16 protein-coding genes are annotated in these 16,982 nt (G+C 67.9%); 9 read left to right on the forward strand and 7 right to left on the reverse strand.

Features of this window, described 5'->3' with window-relative positions:
* Positions 1-54 precede the first annotated feature (54 nt).
* Together GJG85_RS14080 and GJG85_RS14085 are read right to left on the reverse strand one after the other, a co-directional pair.
* Complete coding sequence (locus tag GJG85_RS14080; RefSeq protein ID WP_089488789.1) at positions 55-1,029, reverse strand: LysR family transcriptional regulator; 975 nt, start codon at positions 1,027-1,029, stop codon at positions 55-57.
* Positions 1,030-1,204: 175 nt separating this feature from the next.
* Positions 1,205-2,179 (reverse strand): GlxA family transcriptional regulator, encoded by a 975-nt coding sequence (locus GJG85_RS14085; RefSeq protein WP_050014583.1) that lies wholly within the window; start codon positions 2,177-2,179, stop codon positions 1,205-1,207.
* 116 nt (positions 2,180-2,295) lie between these two features.
* Between GJG85_RS14085 and GJG85_RS14090 the strand changes: the two genes are divergently transcribed.
* Together GJG85_RS14090 and GJG85_RS14095 are read left to right on the forward strand one after the other, a co-directional pair.
* The gene (locus GJG85_RS14090; RefSeq protein ID WP_050014585.1) at positions 2,296-2,979 is read left to right on the forward strand and encodes a DJ-1/PfpI family protein; all 684 of its coding nucleotides are present in this window, start codon (positions 2,296-2,298) and stop codon (positions 2,977-2,979) included.
* A gap of 59 nt (positions 2,980-3,038) precedes the next feature.
* Positions 3,039-3,350: a cupin domain-containing protein gene (locus GJG85_RS14095; protein WP_050014587.1), complete on the forward strand. Its 312-nt coding sequence runs from the start codon at positions 3,039-3,041 to the stop codon at positions 3,348-3,350.
* 58 nt (positions 3,351-3,408) lie between these two features.
* On the opposite strand, the gene GJG85_RS14100 is transcribed toward GJG85_RS14095, so the two are convergent.
* Entirely contained in the window at positions 3,409-3,693 is a 285-nt protein-coding gene (locus GJG85_RS14100) for a PAAR domain-containing protein (protein WP_050014589.1), read from the reverse strand.
* Positions 3,694-4,276: 583 nt separating this feature from the next.
* Here GJG85_RS14100 and GJG85_RS14105 point away from each other — a divergent pair.
* A complete protein-coding gene (locus tag GJG85_RS14105) occupies positions 4,277-5,164 on the forward strand; it encodes a LysR family transcriptional regulator (protein ID WP_204383388.1) in 888 nt (295 codons plus the stop codon).
* A 247-nt stretch (positions 5,165-5,411) separates the two neighbouring features.
* On the forward strand, positions 5,412-8,519 hold the full coding sequence (locus tag GJG85_RS14110; protein ID WP_204383390.1) for a transglycosylase domain-containing protein: 3,108 nt from the start codon (positions 5,412-5,414) through the stop codon (positions 8,517-8,519).
* 39 nt (positions 8,520-8,558) lie between these two features.
* On the opposite strand, the gene GJG85_RS14115 is transcribed toward GJG85_RS14110, so the two are convergent.
* Complete coding sequence (locus GJG85_RS14115) at positions 8,559-8,906, reverse strand: GFA family protein (RefSeq protein WP_050014595.1); 348 nt, start codon at positions 8,904-8,906, stop codon at positions 8,559-8,561.
* Between the two features lie 148 nt (positions 8,907-9,054).
* On the opposite strand from GJG85_RS14115, the gene GJG85_RS14120 reads away from it, so the two are divergent.
* Complete coding sequence (locus GJG85_RS14120; RefSeq protein WP_006483256.1) at positions 9,055-9,300, forward strand: DUF1272 domain-containing protein; 246 nt, start codon at positions 9,055-9,057, stop codon at positions 9,298-9,300.
* A 39-nt stretch (positions 9,301-9,339) separates the two neighbouring features.
* Here GJG85_RS14120 and GJG85_RS14125 read toward each other — a convergent pair whose 3' ends face one another.
* On the reverse strand, positions 9,340-10,023 hold the full coding sequence (locus GJG85_RS14125; protein WP_050014597.1) for a FadR/GntR family transcriptional regulator: 684 nt from the start codon (positions 10,021-10,023) through the stop codon (positions 9,340-9,342).
* A 146-nt stretch (positions 10,024-10,169) separates the two neighbouring features.
* Between GJG85_RS14125 and dgoD the strand changes: the two genes are divergently transcribed.
* Complete coding sequence (gene dgoD / locus GJG85_RS14130) at positions 10,170-11,318, forward strand: galactonate dehydratase (RefSeq protein WP_050014598.1); 1,149 nt, start codon at positions 10,170-10,172, stop codon at positions 11,316-11,318.
* Between the two features lie 135 nt (positions 11,319-11,453).
* Here the strand turns inward: dgoD and GJG85_RS14135 are convergent, their stop codons facing one another.
* The gene (locus tag GJG85_RS14135; protein ID WP_050014599.1) at positions 11,454-12,386 is read right to left on the reverse strand and encodes a CopD family protein; all 933 of its coding nucleotides are present in this window, start codon (positions 12,384-12,386) and stop codon (positions 11,454-11,456) included.
* A gap of 390 nt (positions 12,387-12,776) precedes the next feature.
* On the opposite strand from GJG85_RS14135, the gene GJG85_RS14140 reads away from it, so the two are divergent.
* The 3 genes from GJG85_RS14140 to GJG85_RS14150 all read left to right on the forward strand — a co-directional run bounded on the left by GJG85_RS14140 (position 12,777) and on the right by GJG85_RS14150 (position 16,442).
* Positions 12,777-13,541, forward strand: a complete 765-nt coding sequence (locus GJG85_RS14140) for a c-type cytochrome (RefSeq protein WP_050014600.1) — start codon at positions 12,777-12,779, stop codon at positions 13,539-13,541.
* Positions 13,542-13,560: 19 nt separating this feature from the next.
* Positions 13,561-14,859: a cytochrome c gene (locus GJG85_RS14145; RefSeq protein WP_050014602.1), complete on the forward strand. Its 1,299-nt coding sequence runs from the start codon at positions 13,561-13,563 to the stop codon at positions 14,857-14,859.
* A gap of 137 nt (positions 14,860-14,996) precedes the next feature.
* Positions 14,997-16,442 (forward strand): DEAD/DEAH box helicase, encoded by a 1,446-nt coding sequence (locus GJG85_RS14150; RefSeq protein ID WP_050014604.1) that lies wholly within the window; start codon positions 14,997-14,999, stop codon positions 16,440-16,442.
* Here GJG85_RS14150 and GJG85_RS14155 read toward each other — a convergent pair.
* The gene (locus GJG85_RS14155; protein ID WP_204383391.1) at positions 16,436-16,942 is read right to left on the reverse strand and encodes a hypothetical protein; all 507 of its coding nucleotides are present in this window, start codon (positions 16,940-16,942) and stop codon (positions 16,436-16,438) included. The two genes, GJG85_RS14150 and GJG85_RS14155, sit on opposite strands and share 7 nt — an antisense overlap.
* Between the last annotated feature and the right edge of the window lie 40 nt (positions 16,943-16,982).

The following is a 16,982-nucleotide window of genomic DNA, read 5'->3' on the forward strand; positions in this document are numbered from 1 at the left end:
AGCGCACACGGTGCCGCACGTTGCCCGTCCTTCAGCCCGCGTGCTGCGCCGCGACTACGCCACCACCGCTCCGCGCTTCGCATCCCGTGCCTCCGCCCCCACCTTCCCCCGCCAGTTCTCCCCACCCTCCAGCGCCGGCGTCGACTCGAACACCTCCGCGATCCAGTCCGCAAACACGCGCACCTTCTGCGACAAATGCCGGTTGTGCGGATACACGATGGAAATCGGCTTCGGCTTCGGATTGCTGTCCGGCAGCACTTCGACCAGCGAACCGTCGAGCAGGTGCGACAGCACCATGAACAGCGTCGGCTGGATCATCCCGAAGCCTTCGAGCCCGCACGTCACGTAGGCATCCGAATCGTTGACCGTGACGCTGCCGTTCATCCGCACCTCGAACGGCTTGCCGTCGATCATGAACACCCACGGAATCGCCCGCGCGCCGTGGCTCGAGCGGAAATTCACCGCATGATGTTCGACGAGATCGGCAATCTCGTTCGGTTCGCCGTGACGGGCCAGGTAATCAGGCGACGCGCACGTCACGCGCTTGAGCATCCCGATGCGCCGCGCGACCATCGACGAATCCTCGAGCGGCCCGACCCGGATCATGCAGTCGATGCCCTCCTCGACCGGATCGACGTAGCGGTCGGACAGCCCCAGCTCGAGCGTGATGTCCGGATAGCGCTGCCGGAAAATCGACAGCGACGGCAGCACGATGCGCCGCCCGAGCGAACTCGGCATGTGGACGCGCAGCATGCCGCTCGGCTTGCGGTTGCCGGCCTGGAAACTCGCGTCGGCCTCGGCGATCTCCGCGATGATCTTCATGCAATGCTCGTAGTACGCGGCGCCCTCCGGCGTCAGCGACAGCCGGCGCGTCGTCCGGTGCATCAGGCGCACGCCGAGCAGCGCCTCGAGATTCTGGATGATGGTCGTCACCGACGCGCGCGGCATCGCGAGCGTGTCGGCCGCCCGCGTGAAGCTGTTCGCGTCGACCACGCGGGTAAAAACTTCCATTGCCTGGATTCGGTCCATGCCGCTTCCCCTTCGAATCACCAACGGAACAGAATAGAGCCCGCGGCGGGCGCGGCACAAGCCCCCGCCTATTGTTGTCCAATCCTGAATAGTTTCGGTGCTTCGGACTCGAAACCGACCGGTTTCCGTTCAGTTCCGCGCAGCGCCTGCTCCGGCCCCGCTCATCCGTCGTCCGTTACCGCACGAACCGCTCGCGATATCCCTGCGGCGACACGCCGAGCACGCGCACGAAACTGCGTCGCAGCGTCTCCTCGGTACCGAAGCCGCAACGCCCGGCGATCCGCTTGACGGGCCACGCCGTTTCGCCGAGCAGGCGTTGCGCGGCCTCGACCCGGATCTGCTCGACCGCGCGCGCGGGCGTGCGGCCGGTCTCCGCACGATAGTGGCGCACGAAGCTGCGCTCGCTCATGCTCACGCGCTCGGCGAGCGCGGGCACCGACAGGTCGGCCGTCAAGTGCTCGGCCATCCACGCGTGCAGCTCGCCGAACCGGTCGGCAGTGCGCTGCATCGACAGCATCGTGCTGAACTGCGCCTGTCCGCCCGGACGCTTCAGGAACACGACGAGTTCGCGCGCGACGTCGAGCGCGGTCGCCCGACCGAGATCTTCTTCGACCAGCGCGAGCGCCAGATCGATGCCGGCCGTCACGCCGGCCGACGTCCACAACGCGCCTTCGCGGATGAAGATCGGGTCCGGTTCGACACGCACGTTCGGGTAGCGCGCCGCGAATTCGTCGCAGCGCGCCCAGTGCGTGACCGCGCGCCGCCCGTCGAGCAGGCCGGCCTCGGCGAGCAGGAACGCGCCGGTGCAGACCGACGCCACGCGCCGCGCGCGCCCGGCCTGCTGCCGCACCCAACTCACCACCCGCGCATCCTTCGACGCCGCATGCACGCCCTTCCCGCCGGCGACGATCAGCGTGTCGGGACGGCGCGCGGCCGCGCGCAGCGACTCGGCCATCACGACGAGGCCCGACGACGTCTCGACGGGCCCGGCTTCGACGGCCACGACGCGCGGCGCATACGGCGCCGGCTGCCCGCGCTCCAGCGCGAGCTCGTTGACGGATGCGAACACCTGCAGCGGCCCCGTCACATCGAGCAGTTGCGCACGGGGAAACGCGAGGACGAGGATCGAACGCGGAGCGGCGGCGGGCATGGCGATTGGCTGAAAACGTGGGCGATATGGCAATTTCGCCAAACACTACGCGCCTAGAATCGATCTGTCCATCCCGTGCCGAACGGCGCGCGTTCCCTTCCCGACGGAGTCCTCGCATGAGCCTGCATATCGGCCTTCTCGTCTTTCCGGGCGTCCAGCAACTCGACCTCACCGGCCCGCACGACGTGCTCGCGTCGCTGCCCGACGCGGCCGTCCATCTGGTGTGGAAGTCGCGCGACGCGGTCGCGTCGAGCAGCGGCCTCGCGCTCGCGCCCACCTGCACGTTCGACGACTGCCCGCCGCTCGACGTGATCTGCATCCCGGGCGGGATCGGCATTAACGACCTGCTGCTCGATACCGAAACGATCGCGTTCGTGCAACGGCGCGCGGCCACCGCGCGCTACGTGACGTCGGTCTGCACGGGCGCGCTGCTGCTCGGCGTGGCCGGCCTGCTGCGCGGACGGCGCGCGACGACGCACTGGCGGTTCCACTCGCTGCTCGAACCGTTGGGCGCGATACCGGTGCGCGAGCGCGTCGTGCGCGACGGCAACCTGGTCACGGGCGGCGGCGTGACGGCCGGCATCGACTTCGCGCTGACGATCGCCGCGGAGCTGGTCGGCGACGAAGAAGCGCAGGCGATTCAGCTGCAGCTCGAATATGCGCCCGCGCCGCCGTTCGACGCCGGCTCGCCCGACACCGCGCCGGCTGCGGTCGTGACGCGCGTCACCGAACGGACGGCCGCCGGCTTCGAGAAGCGCAAGCAGATCGTCGAGCAGGCGCTGCGCGCAGCGTCGCGCTGAACGCGGATGTCGGAAAAATCACGGGAAAGCGGCACACACGCGTGCCGGAGAACACATTGATGAAGATCATCCGGAGTGCCGCATTCACGGCGGACCGCGCGTGGGGCGCGCTCGACATCGCGAACCTGAACGGCATCACGGTCCGGCTGCACTGGACCGACCAGCCGTATCGCTGGCACGTGAACGACGGCGAGGAGGTGTTCGCGGTGCTCGATGGCCGCGTCGAGATGCGCTACCGCGACGCAGGCGTCGAGCATGCGACGGTGCTCGAGACGGGCGACGTCTTCCATGCGACGGTCGGCACCGAGCACGTCGCGCATCCGCTCGGCGCCGCGCGCATCCTCGTGATCGAGACCACAGGCAGCGTCTGACAGCGGGCATCGGTGTCTCGACGCAGCGCGGACGACGACCGCCTGCGCGCGGCGGGGCTCAGCCCGAGATCGTCCCGGTCGCCTGCGACGGGATCAGTTTCGGCTGCGGCGTGCACAGACACTGGCACAGGTCGTGTTCGAGCGCGACGACCTTGCCCATCACGGTCATCGTGCGCTCGCCGCCGTCCGATACGATCACGCCCGGCGACTTGCACGCCGCGCAGAACACAGCTGCGCCGAGATAGGAGAGTTCGCGCCCGTCGAACGACGAATTGGCGATCCCTTCGAGCACGACGCCGCCGTGATCGGTCGTGTCGCCCTTCAGAATGAATTTGCGGCTCATGATGTCGGTTCTTCCCTCGGAAACGCCGCGCGACGCAACCGCGCACGGGCATCGTGAAACCGCCCGTCGGTCGCGGGCGTCCCGCGAGCATATCACCGCTGGCCGCGGCCGCGACACGGGTCCTCGGCGTGGGCCGCCCGCTGCAACACGTGTTCGCCGCGCACGGCCATCCGGCGGTCACGCGCGCTCACGCGCCGCGATGCGCCAAACCCGATTACCTGCGACTACCCGATCCGCCGTTCCGCCGAGGCCGTGCGCCGGCACGAACGCGCGAAGCTGCCAACGCAACAGGGACGTATACGGTTCGGCATCACATCGCATCGATAACGTCCGATTCTTTAACGAAAAAGTAGCCTATATTTTCGTACAATTACTAAATACAAATCCGTCAAAAAGGTTTAATTGCAATCTCAATCAAATCGCCAATTCAACGACTTTAATGCCTTGGAATCCACCATTCTCATACCGTTCGCACACCAGATAAATACGCGATTCCATAATAATAATTCGCGAAAAACGCCCGTTAAAATCCAGCAAACCGATAGATAGAATCAAGTCATCGTTTTCTATTTATCGATAAAAAATGGACGAACGCCTACCGATGCGACTATTCGTCAAGGTCGCCGAACTTCGCAGTTTCGCGCGCGCGGCCACGGAACTGAACATCTCCAATTCGTCGGCCACCCGCCTCGTGATGAGCATCGAGGATCGGCTCGGCGCACGCCTGCTGAATCGCACCACCCGCAGCCTGTCGCTGACCGACGCGGGCCACCTCTATCTGGCGCAGATACGTCACGTGATCGACGAGATCGACCGGGTCGAGGAAACGATCGCCTCGATGCATCACGAACCGATTGGATCGCTGAAAATCGCCGCGCCGGTCATGTTCGGCATGCACGTGCTCGCGCCGGCCATCGACGCGTTCAAGACGCGCCATCCGGCCATCGTGCCGGAAGTCACGATCGTGGACCGTCACGTCGACCTCGTGTCCGAGGGCTTCGACATCGGGCTGCTGCTGTCGCAGCACATCGGCAACAACTCCCTCGTGAAGCGCCCGCTCACGCGCATCAACCGGATCGTCTGCGCGGCGCCGCACTATGTCGAACGGCACGGCGCGCCGGCCCATCCGCACGATCTCGCATCGCACGCGGGCCTGGCATTCCATGCCGATTTCGCGGGCGAATACCTGTCGTTCGAACACGAACAAACGCGCATCACCGTGCGCCCGAACAAATCCGCATCGTCGAACAACGTCGGGTTGATCCGGAACTGGGCGCTGTCCGGCATGGGCATCGCGGTCCTGCCCGATTTCCTCGTCAAGCCGGATCTCGACGACGGCCGGCTGCTCGCGCTGCTGCCCGGCTATCGGCTCGAAGCCCTCGAGATGAATGTCGCGTACCCGACCCGCCGGCATTTTCCGCGCAAGGCACGGCTGTTCGTCGATCACCTGATCGAGCATTTCACCAGTTGAATGAACGGTGAAATCGCGCACCATTTTTCCACGCTGCGTCGCCGCCGCCCGCTCGACCTGCCCAGGGCCGGCGCACCGCGCCGGCTGGCGCCCCGACCGCCATCGACCCGTCGCCCGGCCGGCGCGGGCACGCCTGTTGCGCCGGCGCATCTCGGTAGTCAACCGGCCTTGGCAGCCCGCCGCGGAGGACTACACTAATCCTTAATGGGGTGTGGCCGGACAACCGCGCCCTCAGGGAGACGCCGCCATGAATCGGCCGCTGAATCGTATCCTCCCGCGCGTGACCGGTCCCGCATCGGTCTGGACGTGGGTCAAGTGGTCTTTGCTCGCCGCACTGCTGATCGCGGTGGCGATCGTCGCGCGGCTGGTGCAGACCGAGATCGAAACGTCCCGGCTGCAGGCGCGCTACCTGTCCGAGCTCACCCGCGACGTCGGCTATACGGTCGAGACGGGGCCGAGCGATCACATCCGCTTCCCCGGGAACGGCCCGTACGACCAGCGCTTCGGCTACGCGCTGATCCCCGCGTTCCAGCAGCGGCTGCTCGCGCGCGGCTTCGTCGTCAGCGAACAGGCGCGCGATTCGCAGCGGATGCTGTCGCTCGGCGAGCGCGGGCTATTTCTCCCTTACGAAGAGAAAGACCAGACGGGCCTGATGCTGTTCGATTCGACCGGCTCGCCGCTGTTCGCGACCGTGTTCCCGCAGCGCGTCTATGCCGACTTCGACACGGTGCCGCGCGTGATCACCGATTCGCTGCTGTTCATCGAGGATCGCTACCTGCTCGATGCGAACGAACCGAACCGCAACCCGGCGATCGACTGGGGGCGCTTCAGCCGCGCGCTGGCCGACCAGGCGCTGCACGTGGTCAATCGCCATCAGGCGCGCCCGGGCGGCAGCACGCTCGCGACGCAGATCGAGAAATTCCGCCATTCGCCCGAGGGCCGCACCGCGACGCCGCCCGAGAAGCTGCGGCAGATCGCGTCCGCGTCGGTGCGCGCGTACCTGAACGGCCCGCAGACGATGCTCGCGCGCCGCACGATCGTGGTGCGCTACCTGAACTCCGTGCCGCTCGCCGCGCGGCCGCACGTCGGCGAAATCACCGGCATCGGCGACGGCCTCGCCGCGTGGTACGGCCGCGACTTCAACGACGTGAACCGGGTGCTCTCCGCGCCGACGACCGGCGACAACGTCGACCAGCAAGGCAAGATGTTCCGCGAGGCGCTGTCGCTGCTGATCGCGCAGCGCGCGCCGTCGTACTTCCTCAACCGCGGCTATCCGGCGCTGCAGAAGCTGACCGACAGCTACCTGCGGCTGCTGTCGAACGGCGGCGTGATCTCGCCCGCGCTGCGCGATGCCGCGCTCGCCGCGCAGATCGAACGCAGCGCGCCGCCGGCCGCCGCGCGCGTGCAGTCGTTCGTGTCGCGCAAGGCCGTGACCTCCGCGCGCGCGTCGCTGCTGTCGGCGCTCGGCATCAGCGACCTGTACCAGCTCGACCAGCTCGATCTGCAGGCCACCAGCACGCTCGACAACGGCGTGCAGCAGGCGGTCGCGGAGCGGCTCGCGCGGGCATCGACGCGCGACGGCGCGCAGGCCGCCGGCCTGTACGGTTTCGAGATGCTGGCGCCGAAGGACGACCCGTCGCACCTCACGTACAGCTTCACGCTGTACGAGCACCGCAACGGCGCGAACATGCTGCGCGTGCAGACCGACAGCGTGAACCAGCCGTTCGACGTGAATCGCGGCGGCCGCATCAACCTCGGCTCGACCGCGAAGCTGCGCACGCTGATCACGTACCTGCAGATCGTCGCCGACCTGCATGCGCGCTATGCGAACCTGTCGAACGCGGAGCTGGCGCGCGTGAAACCGGATCCGATCGACGGGCTGTCGCGCTGGGCGCTCGACTACCTGTCGCATACGCGCGACCGCTCGCTGCAGGCGATGCTGGATGCGTCCGTCGAACGCAAGTATTCGGCGAGTCCGGACGTGTTCTACACGGGCGGCGGCGCGCAGGTGTTCTCGAACTTCGAAAAGTCGGACAACAGCCGCATCCTGACGCTGCACGCGGCGTTCGAGCACTCGGTCAACCTCGTGTTCGTGCGGCTGATGCGCGACATCGTCCACTACGAAACGCTGCAGGCGGCCGGCCCGTCGTCGTCGTGGCTCAACGATCCCGTGCAGCGCCAGCATTACCTGCAGCAATTCGTCGACGGCGAAAGCCAGGTCTACGTGAAGCGCTACTACACGCGCTATGCGGGCAAGGCGCCCGACGACGCGCTCGCGCTGATGCTGCGCGACGTACGCAAGTCGCCGCCGAAGCTCGCGACGGTGCTGCGCAGCGTCGCGCCGAACGAATCGCTTGCATGGTTCGATGCGCAGATGCGCGCGCAACTGAAAGGCACGCCGGCCGCGACGCTGTCCGACGACGATCTCGCCGCGCTCTACGCGAAGTACGCGATCGACCGCTTCAACCTCAACGATCGCGGCTATATCGCGAGCGTTCATCCGCTCGCGCTGTGGACGCTCAACTACCTGCGCGCACATCCGGCCGCGTCGCTCGCCGACGTGCAGCGCGACAGTCGCGATGCGCGTTTCTACACGTATTCGTGGCTGTACAAGACCCGCTACCACGCGACGCAGGACCGCCGCATCCGCCGCATGGTCGAGCTGCGCGCGTACGCGGAAATCACGAAGTCGTGGCGCGCGCTCGGCTACCCGTTCGCGGAGGTGACGCCGTCCTACGCGGCCGCGATCGGCGCCTCGGGCGACCAGCCCGACGCGCTCGCGAAACTGATCGGCCTGATCGCGAACGGCGGCCAGAAGGCGCCGACCGAGACGATCACACGGCTCGATTTCGCGAAGGGCACGCCGTACGAAACCCGCTTCGTGCGCGCGGCCGCGCAGCCGCAGCCGATGCTGGCGCCGGAGATCGTCAACGTCGCGCACACGCTGCTGCGCGACGTCGTGCTCCACGGCACCGCGCGCCGCCTCGCGGGCGGGCTCACGCTGCCGGACGGCAAGACGCTCGACGTGTACGGCAAGACCGGGACGGGCGACCAGCGCTTCAACATCTATGCGCGCGGCGCGCGGCTGATCGAGTCGCGCAAGGTCAACCGCAGCGGCACCTTCGTGTTCGCGATCGGCGACCGGTTCTTCGGCGTGCTGACGGCGACCGCGCACGAGCCGTATGCGGCGCGCTACGACTTCACGAGCGCGATGGCCGTGCAGTTGCTGAAGTCGATGGCGCCGGCGCTCGCGCCGCTGATCGAACGCCCGGCCGACGCCGGCACGCGCACCGCCGGCCCGGCGCCGCAAGCGGAAACGCCTGCGCCGAACGCGGCGCCCGTGCAACCCTCCTGATCCGATTGCGCCGCGCAGGCGCCCGCAACCGCGCGCCGCTCAGCGCGAGCGGCCGTCGTAGTGCGTGACGGGCAGCGCGTCGAGATCAACGCCCTCGACGCAGCGCACGTTGATCGCGGCCATTGCGGTGCCGTCCGGATGGACGCCTTCGCCGAATACATGAATCCCGCACCGCTTGCAGAAGCGATGCCGGATCACGTGCTTGTTGAACAGGTAGGTCGCGAGATTTTCGTCGGGCGTCAGCAGCTTCATGTGGTCGCGCGGCACGAACCACATCAGCGCGCCCTTGCGCTGGCAGATCGAGCAGTTGCACGCCATCACGCCCTGCAGGTCGCCTTCCGCCTCGAACGTCACGTCGCCGCAATGACAGCTTCCGCGATAAAGCATGGTCGTCTCCCGGTGCAGCCCGTGCGCAGCGCCGGCGCCCAGGCGGGACGCCGTTGGCCGGGCCGATCCAAACGCGTACAGTAGCGCTCGCACGCGCCGCACGCAATGTCCGGGCGGCGCCCATCCGTCATCGACCCAGGAGACCCTCATGCTCGAACTGCGCCCCGGCTGCGAATGCTGCGACAAGGACCTGCCGCCCGATTCGGCGGAAGCGCGCATCTGTACATTTGAATGTACGTTCTGCGCGACCTGCGCCGACGACGTGCTGAAGGGCCGCTGCCCGAACTGCGGCGGCGACCTGGTCGCGCGGCCGCGGCGGCCGGCGAGCCTGCTCGCGAAGTACCCGCCGTCGACGGAACGCATCCACAAGCCGGGCGGCTGCGCGAACGCCTGACGACACGGCGCGGCGCGGGGGCCGCCTCGCCCCGCTCCGTCACGACATCTCGATCCGCGCGCGCGTCACCGCGAGCAGCGTCGCCATCGCGCGGCGCGCGCCGTCTTCGTCGCGCACGCGGATCGCGTCGCTGACGGCCGTGTGCTCGGCAAGCGACGCGTTGTACACGTCCGCCCGGCGCGCGTTCAGCTGCAGTTGCGCCTCGAGCGTGCGATCGATCAGCGCGCCGAGCGGCACCAGCAGCTCGTTGCCGCCGGCCTCCAGCACGCTCAGGTGAAAGTGCAGGTCGGCGCGCACCCATTCGTCGACGTTGCGCGCGGCGGCCATCGCGCGCACCGCGCCGTCGATCGCGTCGAAGGCTTCGAGCGTATGGGTGCGCGCGGCGAGCGCGGCCGCGTGCGGCTCGATCATCTCGCGCATTTCCTGCAGTTTCAGCGCGAACGCGAGCGGCGGTGCGACGCGCGCATACCAGTCGAGCAGGTCGGCATCGAGCAGGTTCCACGCACGGCGCGGCCGCACGCGCGTGCCGACCTTCGGCCGCGATTCGACCAGCCCCTTCGACGTCAGCGTGCGCAGCGCCTCGCGCATCACCGTGCGGCTCACGCCGTACATCTCCATCAGGTCGGGTTCCCTCGGCAGCAGCGATTCGGGCGGATAGTCGCCGCGCAGGATCGCCGTCGCGAGCCGGAAGGCCGTCTGTCCATGCAGGTCGCGTTGAATGATCGTTCTCCGTCGGGCGGGCTGCCCACTATCTGCACATTAATGCTATTAATACTATTTTTTATTCGACTACGCTAGGATAACCGTGAAAGCACGGATCGTGCGCCGCGCCCGCGCGGGCGCGCCGGTCAATCATGGAGACACGCGTCATGAAAATCACCCGCCTCGAAACGTTCGTCGTCCCGCCCCGCTGGCTGTTCCTCAAGATCGAAACCGACGAGGGCATCATCGGCTGGGGCGAGCCCGTCGTCGAAGGCCGCGCGCACACGGTCGAGGCCGCCGTGCAGGAACTGGCCGACTACCTGGTCGGCCGCGACCCGCTGTTGATCGAGGATCACTGGCAGGTGATGTACCGCGCGGGCTTCTACCGCGGCGGCCCGATCATGATGAGCGCGATCGCGGGCGTCGACCAAGCGCTGTGGGACATCAAGGGCAAGCATCACGGCGTGCCCGTGCACGCGCTGCTCGGCGGCCAGGTGCGCGACCGCATCAAGGTGTATTCATGGATCGGCGGCGACCGGCCGAGCGACGTCGCGAACAATGCGCGCGCGGTGGTCGAGCGCGGCTTCAAGGCCGTGAAGATGAACGGCTCCGAGGAACTGCAGATCGTCGACACCTACGACAAGGTCGAGCAGGTGATCGCGAACGTCGCGGCGGTGCGCGACGCGGTCGGCCCGCACGTCGGGATCGGCGTCGACTTCCACGGCCGCGTGCACAAGCCGATGGCGAAGGTGCTCGCGAAGGAACTCGACCCGTACAAGCTGATGTTCATCGAGGAGCCGGTGCTGTCGGAGAACGCCGAGGCGCTGCGCGACATCGTCAACCAGACCAACACGCCGATCGCGCTCGGCGAGCGGCTGTACTCGCGCTGGGACTTCAAGCACATCCTCGCGGGCGGCTACGTCGACATCATCCAGCCGGACGCATCGCACGCGGGCGGCATCACCGAGTGCCGCAAGATCGCGACGCTCGCGGAAAGCTACGACGTCGCGCTCGCGCTGCATTGCCCGCTCGGGCCGATCGCGCTCGCCGCGTGCCTGCAGCTCGACGCGATCAGCTACAACGCGTTCATCCAGGAACAGAGCCTCGGCATCCACTACAACCAGGGCAACGACCTGCTCGACTATCTGCGCAACCCCGAGGTGTTCCGCTACGACGATGGCTTCGTCGCGATCCCGCAAGGGCCGGGGCTCGGCATCGACGTGAACGAGGAGAAGGTGCGCGAGATGGCGAAGACCGGCCATCGCTGGCGCAACCCGGTGTGGCGCCACGCGGACGGCAGCGTCGCCGAGTGGTGATGAACGCGTGAGATAAATAAGAAAGACGCGGGGTGCGGCGCGCGCCGCGCAATGCGTTCGACACGGCCGCCCGACAAGGCGGCCGTTCTTGCATCCGCGCCACGCCAGCGGCGCGCGCCCTGCGCCGTTCGGCCGTCAGCCGAGCGCCGCGAACCCCGGCACGCTGAACGACAGCACGGCCGCCGCCACGAACACGCCGATCATCGTCATCCCTTCGAGATGCAGGATGTTGCGGAACGTGTACGCGTCCTCGGTCGACGCGGTGCGGCGCAGGCGCGGCAGCGCCGAGAAGCGGTTGAGCCCGCCGAGCACGAGCGCGAGCGCGACGAGCAGCAACTTCAGCAGCAACACGCGCCCCCACGTGCTGCCGTCGAGCGGCGCGAGCGAGCCGCCGAGCCCGCGGATCGCGTTGAGCACGCCGGTGCCGAGCACGAAGACGACCGCGACGATCGACGTGCGCGACAGGTGCTGGCCGATGCGGATCAGCGCGCCGCGCGCGACCGACGTCCCGAGCGCCGGCAACACCGCGAGCCCGCCCGCGAGCACGAGGCCGCCCCATACGGCGGTGGCCAGCAGGTGCAGCGTCTGCACGCCGACCGCCGCGGACAGCACGCCGCTGTCGGCCGCATGGCCGAGCGACGCCTTGCCGGCCGCGACCACGATCACCGCGAGCCACAGCACTGCATGCGCGACCGGGCCGTCCGGCTTCGCGAGCGCGACGATCGCGAGCAGCAGCGCGCCAGCGAACGCGACGCTCCACGCGAAGCCCGTATGCGTTTGCATCAGCATGACGGGAATCGCGGCGAACGCGCCGCCGAGCCCCGCGCCGCTCATCGTCGCGGCCTCGTAGACGAGCCAGCCGAGATCGGCGAGCACCAGCGCCAGCGCCGCCGCGACCAGCGAATGTTGCGCGCGCAGCCAGGCGGGGTGCGACGGCGCGATGACCGGCCGCGCACCGTCCTTGCCGAGCCACGCCTTGAGCAGCGCCGAGCCGACCGCCATCGCGAACGCCGCATCCATCAGCGCCGCGAGCGCGACCTGACCGATCCACAAGCTGTCGAACTTCATCGCGCGCCCCCTCCCGCAAGCGGCAGGCCGGCAGTGCGGCGGCACCGGGACGGACAGCGGGACGGACAGCGGGAGGCAGGCAACGGCACGGTAGAAAACGTCATCGATGAATCCGGAAACGGGAGAAATGACTGGACCTGCGGCGGAGGCGGCGCCGCGCGACCCGCGAGTGTACGGTCTTCGATGGGGAAAACGCACGCCGGTTCACATGCCCCCGGCACAATGCGCGTCAAATTGTCGCAAGTCGCAAACGGACAGGAACCGATGTCCTTTTGCCAAATAGCCGTCATTACCCATCGATGATAGAATGCCGCGTCGCAGCAGCCCGGCTGTCCTGCCGTCCATGCGCCGAGCCGATCGTAGCCCGGACAAGGTCCCCGACGAATAAACATGGAGTCTCGTGTGTCTTCAAGACGCCTCTTCCGTCCGCTGCTCGCCGTTCTGATGATCGGCGGCGCGGGCCTTATGAGCGCTGCCCAAGCGCAGACCAAGCCCACGGAGCAAGCGCACGCCCAGCAGGCGCCGCTCAAGGCACCCGATACCATGGCCGAGCGCGTGCGCGGCTGTACTGCATGCCACGGCGTTCACGGCCAGGGCACGGACAACGACTACTTCCCGCGTCTTGCCGGCAAGCCGGCCGAGTACCTGTACAACCAGCTCGTCAACTTCCGTGACGGCCGGCGCAAGTACCCGCCGATGAACTATCTGCTGACGTACCTGAACGACGATTACCTGAAGGAAATCGCCGAGCACTTCTCGGCCGAACGTCCGCCGTACCCGACGCCGGCGAAGCCGACGCTGCCGGCCGCGACGCTCGCACGCGGCAAGCAGCTCGTCACGCAGGGCGACCCGTCCCGCAAGCTGCCGGCCTGCGTGGCCTGCCACGGCGCAGGGCTGACCGGCATGCAGCCGGCGATCCCGGGCCTCGTCGGCCTGCACGCCGATTACCTGAGCGCGCAGCTCGGCGCATGGCGCTCGGGCAACCGCCACGCGAAGGCGCCCGATTGCATGCACGACATCGCCGCGAAGCTTTCCGACGAAGACGTGACGGCCGTGACCGCGTGGCTCGCCGCGCAACCGGCGCCCGCCAACCCCGTGCCGGCCCCGGCGCGTTCGATGAAGACTCCGCTCGCCTGCGGCAGCGAACCGCAATAAGGCAAGGGAGACAGACACAATGAAACGCAAGTCCCTGTTTGCACTCTCGGCCGTCGCGATCGTCGCGGCTGCCGCCCTCGTGCCGGTCCTGTGGCCGGGCAACGACACGCTGCACGGCGCTGCCGCCGTCGCGGCCACGCCGGCCGACCAGGCCGCGCTGATCAAGAAGGGCGAATACCTCGCGCGCGTCGGCGACTGTATCGCGTGCCACACCGTGCGCGGCGGCAAGTCCTTCGCGGGCGGCCTGCCGATGGCGACGCCGTTCGGCACGATGTACACGCCGAACATCACGCCGGACGACCAGAACGGTATCGGCAAGTGGACGTCGGACGACTTCTACCGCGCGATGCACACCGGTCGCTCGAAGGACGGCAGCCTGCTGTACCCGGGCTTCCCGTTCGCGAGCTACACGAAGGTCACGCGCGCCGATTCGGACGCGATCTACGCGTACCTGCGTTCGGTCGCGCCGGTGTCGGTGCCGAGCCGTCCGCACGAACTGAAGTTCCCGTTCAACAACCGCAACCTGCTGATCGGCTGGCGCACGCTGTTCTTCAAGGAAGGCGAATACAAGCCGGATCCGACGAAGTCGGTCGAATGGAACCGCGGCGCGTATCTCGTCGAAGGCCTCGGCCACTGCTCGATGTGCCACACGTCGATCAACATGATGGGCGGCCCGGTGAGCTCGTCGGCGTTCGCCGGCGGCCTGATCCCGCTGCAGAACTGGTATGCGCCGTCGCTGACGAACGACAAGGAGCTCGGCCTCGGCGACTGGCACGTGCAGGAGCTGTCCGACCTGCTGCAGGCCGGCGTGTCGCAGAAGGGCGCGGTGTTCGGCCCGATGGCGGACGTGGTCCACAACAGCCTGCAGTACATGACCGACGAAGATACGCGCGCGATGTCGACGTACCTGAAGTCGATCCCGCAGAAAGCCGAAGCGCCGAAGAACATGCAGTACGAGCCGTCGAAGCAGTTCGGCAACGCGCTGTTCGACCAGGGCAAGAAGATCTACGCGGACAACTGCGCGACCTGCCACGCCGAAAACGGCGCGGGCAAGCCGCCGGCCTATCCGCCGCTCGCGGGCAACCACTCGATCATGATGGAATCGGCCGTCAACCCGATCCGCATGGTGCTGAATGGCGGCTACCCGCCGAGCACGTTCAAGAATCCGCGTCCGTACGGGATGCCGCCGTTCGCGCAGTCGCTGTCGAACCAGGAAGTCGCGGCGGTCGTCACGTATATCCGGATGTCTTGGGGTAACAACGGTACGCCGATCTCGCCGCAACAGGTGAGCGACCTGCGTTCCGCGCCGCTCGACTAAGAAGCGGCTCACACAAACGGGGCGCGGCTGCGGGAAACCGCGGCCGCGCCCTTTTGCTTTTTGGCTGTTTTGCGATGCAGGTTTGCCGCGCGGGCCGCGCGATGCATCGCCGATCATAAAACTCAAGAGTGGTATCTATGTCTTTCGAATCTCTCGGCCTGGCCGAACCGCTGGTCAAGGCGGTCAACGAGCTCGGCTACACGTCGCCGACCCCGATCCAGCAGCAGGCGATCCCGGCCGTCCTCGGCGGCGGCGACCTGCTCGCCGGCGCACAAACCGGCACCGGCAAGACCGCCGGCTTCACGCTGCCGATCCTGCAACGCCTGCATACGTTCTACGCGGAGCACCGTGGCGCGAAGCGTGCGGTGCGCGCGCTGATCCTCACGCCGACGCGCGAACTCGCCGCCCAGGTCGAGGAAAGCGTGCGCGCGTACAGCAAGTACCTGAAGCTGCGCTCGACCGTGATGTTCGGCGGCGTCAGCATCAATCCGCAGATCGATGCGCTCAAGCGCGGCGTCGACATCGTCGTCGCGACGCCGGGGCGCCTGCTCGACCACATGCAGCAGAAGACCATCGACCTGTCGGATCTCGACATCCTCGTGCTCGACGAAGCCGACCGGATGCTCGACATGGGCTTCATCCACGACATCAAGCGCGTGCTCGCGAAGCTGCCGCCGCAACGCCAGAACCTGCTGTTCTCGGCCACCTTCTCCGATGAAATCAAGGCGCTCGCCGACAGCCTGCTCGATTCGCCCGCGCTGATCGAGGTCGCCCGCCGCAACACGACCGCCGAGAGCGTCGCGCAGAAGATCCACCCGGTCGACCGCGACCGCAAGCGCGAGCTGCTCACGCACCTGATCCGCGAACACAACTGGTTCCAGGTGCTCGTGTTCACGCGCACCAAGCACGGCGCCAACCGGCTCGCCGAGCAACTGACGAAGGACGGCATCAGCGCGATGGCGATCCACGGCAACAAGAGCCAGTCGGCGCGTACGCGCGCGCTGGCCGAGTTCAAGAACAGCACGCTGCAGGTGCTCGTCGCGACCGATATCGCCGCGCGCGGGATCGACATCGACCAGTTGCCGCACGTCGTCAACTTCGACCTGCCGAACGTGCCCGAGGATTACGTGCACCGGATCGGCCGCACGGGCCGCGCGGGCGCGACCGGCGAAGCCGTGTCGCTCGTGTGCGTCGACGAGAAGCAACTGCTGCGCGACATCGAGCGGCTGATCAAGCGCGAGATCCCGCAGGAAGTGATCGCGGGCTTCGAACCCGATCCGAACGCGAAGCCGGAGCCGATCCAGCAACGCCGCGGCCAGCAGCAACCGCGCGGCGGCGGCGGTGGCGGCGGCAATCGCCAGCCGCGTGCCGGCGGCTCAGGCCAGCCGGCCGCGAAACGCGACGGCAACGCGCAACCGAAGGCATCGCAGCAGAAGACCGCGAAGCCGCGCACGCAAGGCGGCGCCGCTGGCAATAGCGGCGGACGTCCGGCAGGCGGCGCCAACGGCGCCCGCCCGGCAAGCGGCAACGCCGCGCATCCGAACCGCAACCGTTCGTCGCGCAGCGGCCAGCGCGGTCACTGAAGCCGCGCGGCCGCGCGCCGCAGGTGCTCGATCTGGCGTTGCCAGCGTGCGAGCACCGCGGCGCGCTCCCGTTCCAGCGTGAACGTGACGCCTGTCGCGAGACGCGCATAGCCGACCCGCTGCGCATCGCCGTGCGCGATCGTCGCAGCGAATCCGGCCAGTCCGCCGAAGTCCCCTTCGAGCGGCCTCATCTCCAGTTGCGCCTGAAAAAACGCGCCGTCCGCGACCAGCGTCAACGCGGCCGTGCGCCGTTGCGCGATCGCGCGCGCCGCCCGCGACTGCGGCCAGAGCGCGATCAGCAGCGTGCGCGCATCGTGTGCGTAGATTTCGCCGACGCCGAGCAGCGTCGTGCGCAACTGGCCGTCGTCGGTCGCGACGATCAGCGACGCGGCGACGTCGGCGTGACGCTCGAGCGCGGTGCCGTCGAACAGCGACACGACGGCGGACGGCCACGCATCGAACGTCCATTGTTCGAGTGCGTGGCGATGGGTATCGGTCATGATGGCGTGGCCCGGCTGCGGATCGGATGAGGATGCGCCA

Origin of the sequence: Burkholderia sp. MS389 (assembly GCF_016899425.1) — a bacterium.
In the GTDB taxonomy this organism is placed as follows: domain Bacteria; phylum Pseudomonadota; class Gammaproteobacteria; order Burkholderiales; family Burkholderiaceae; genus Burkholderia; species Burkholderia sola.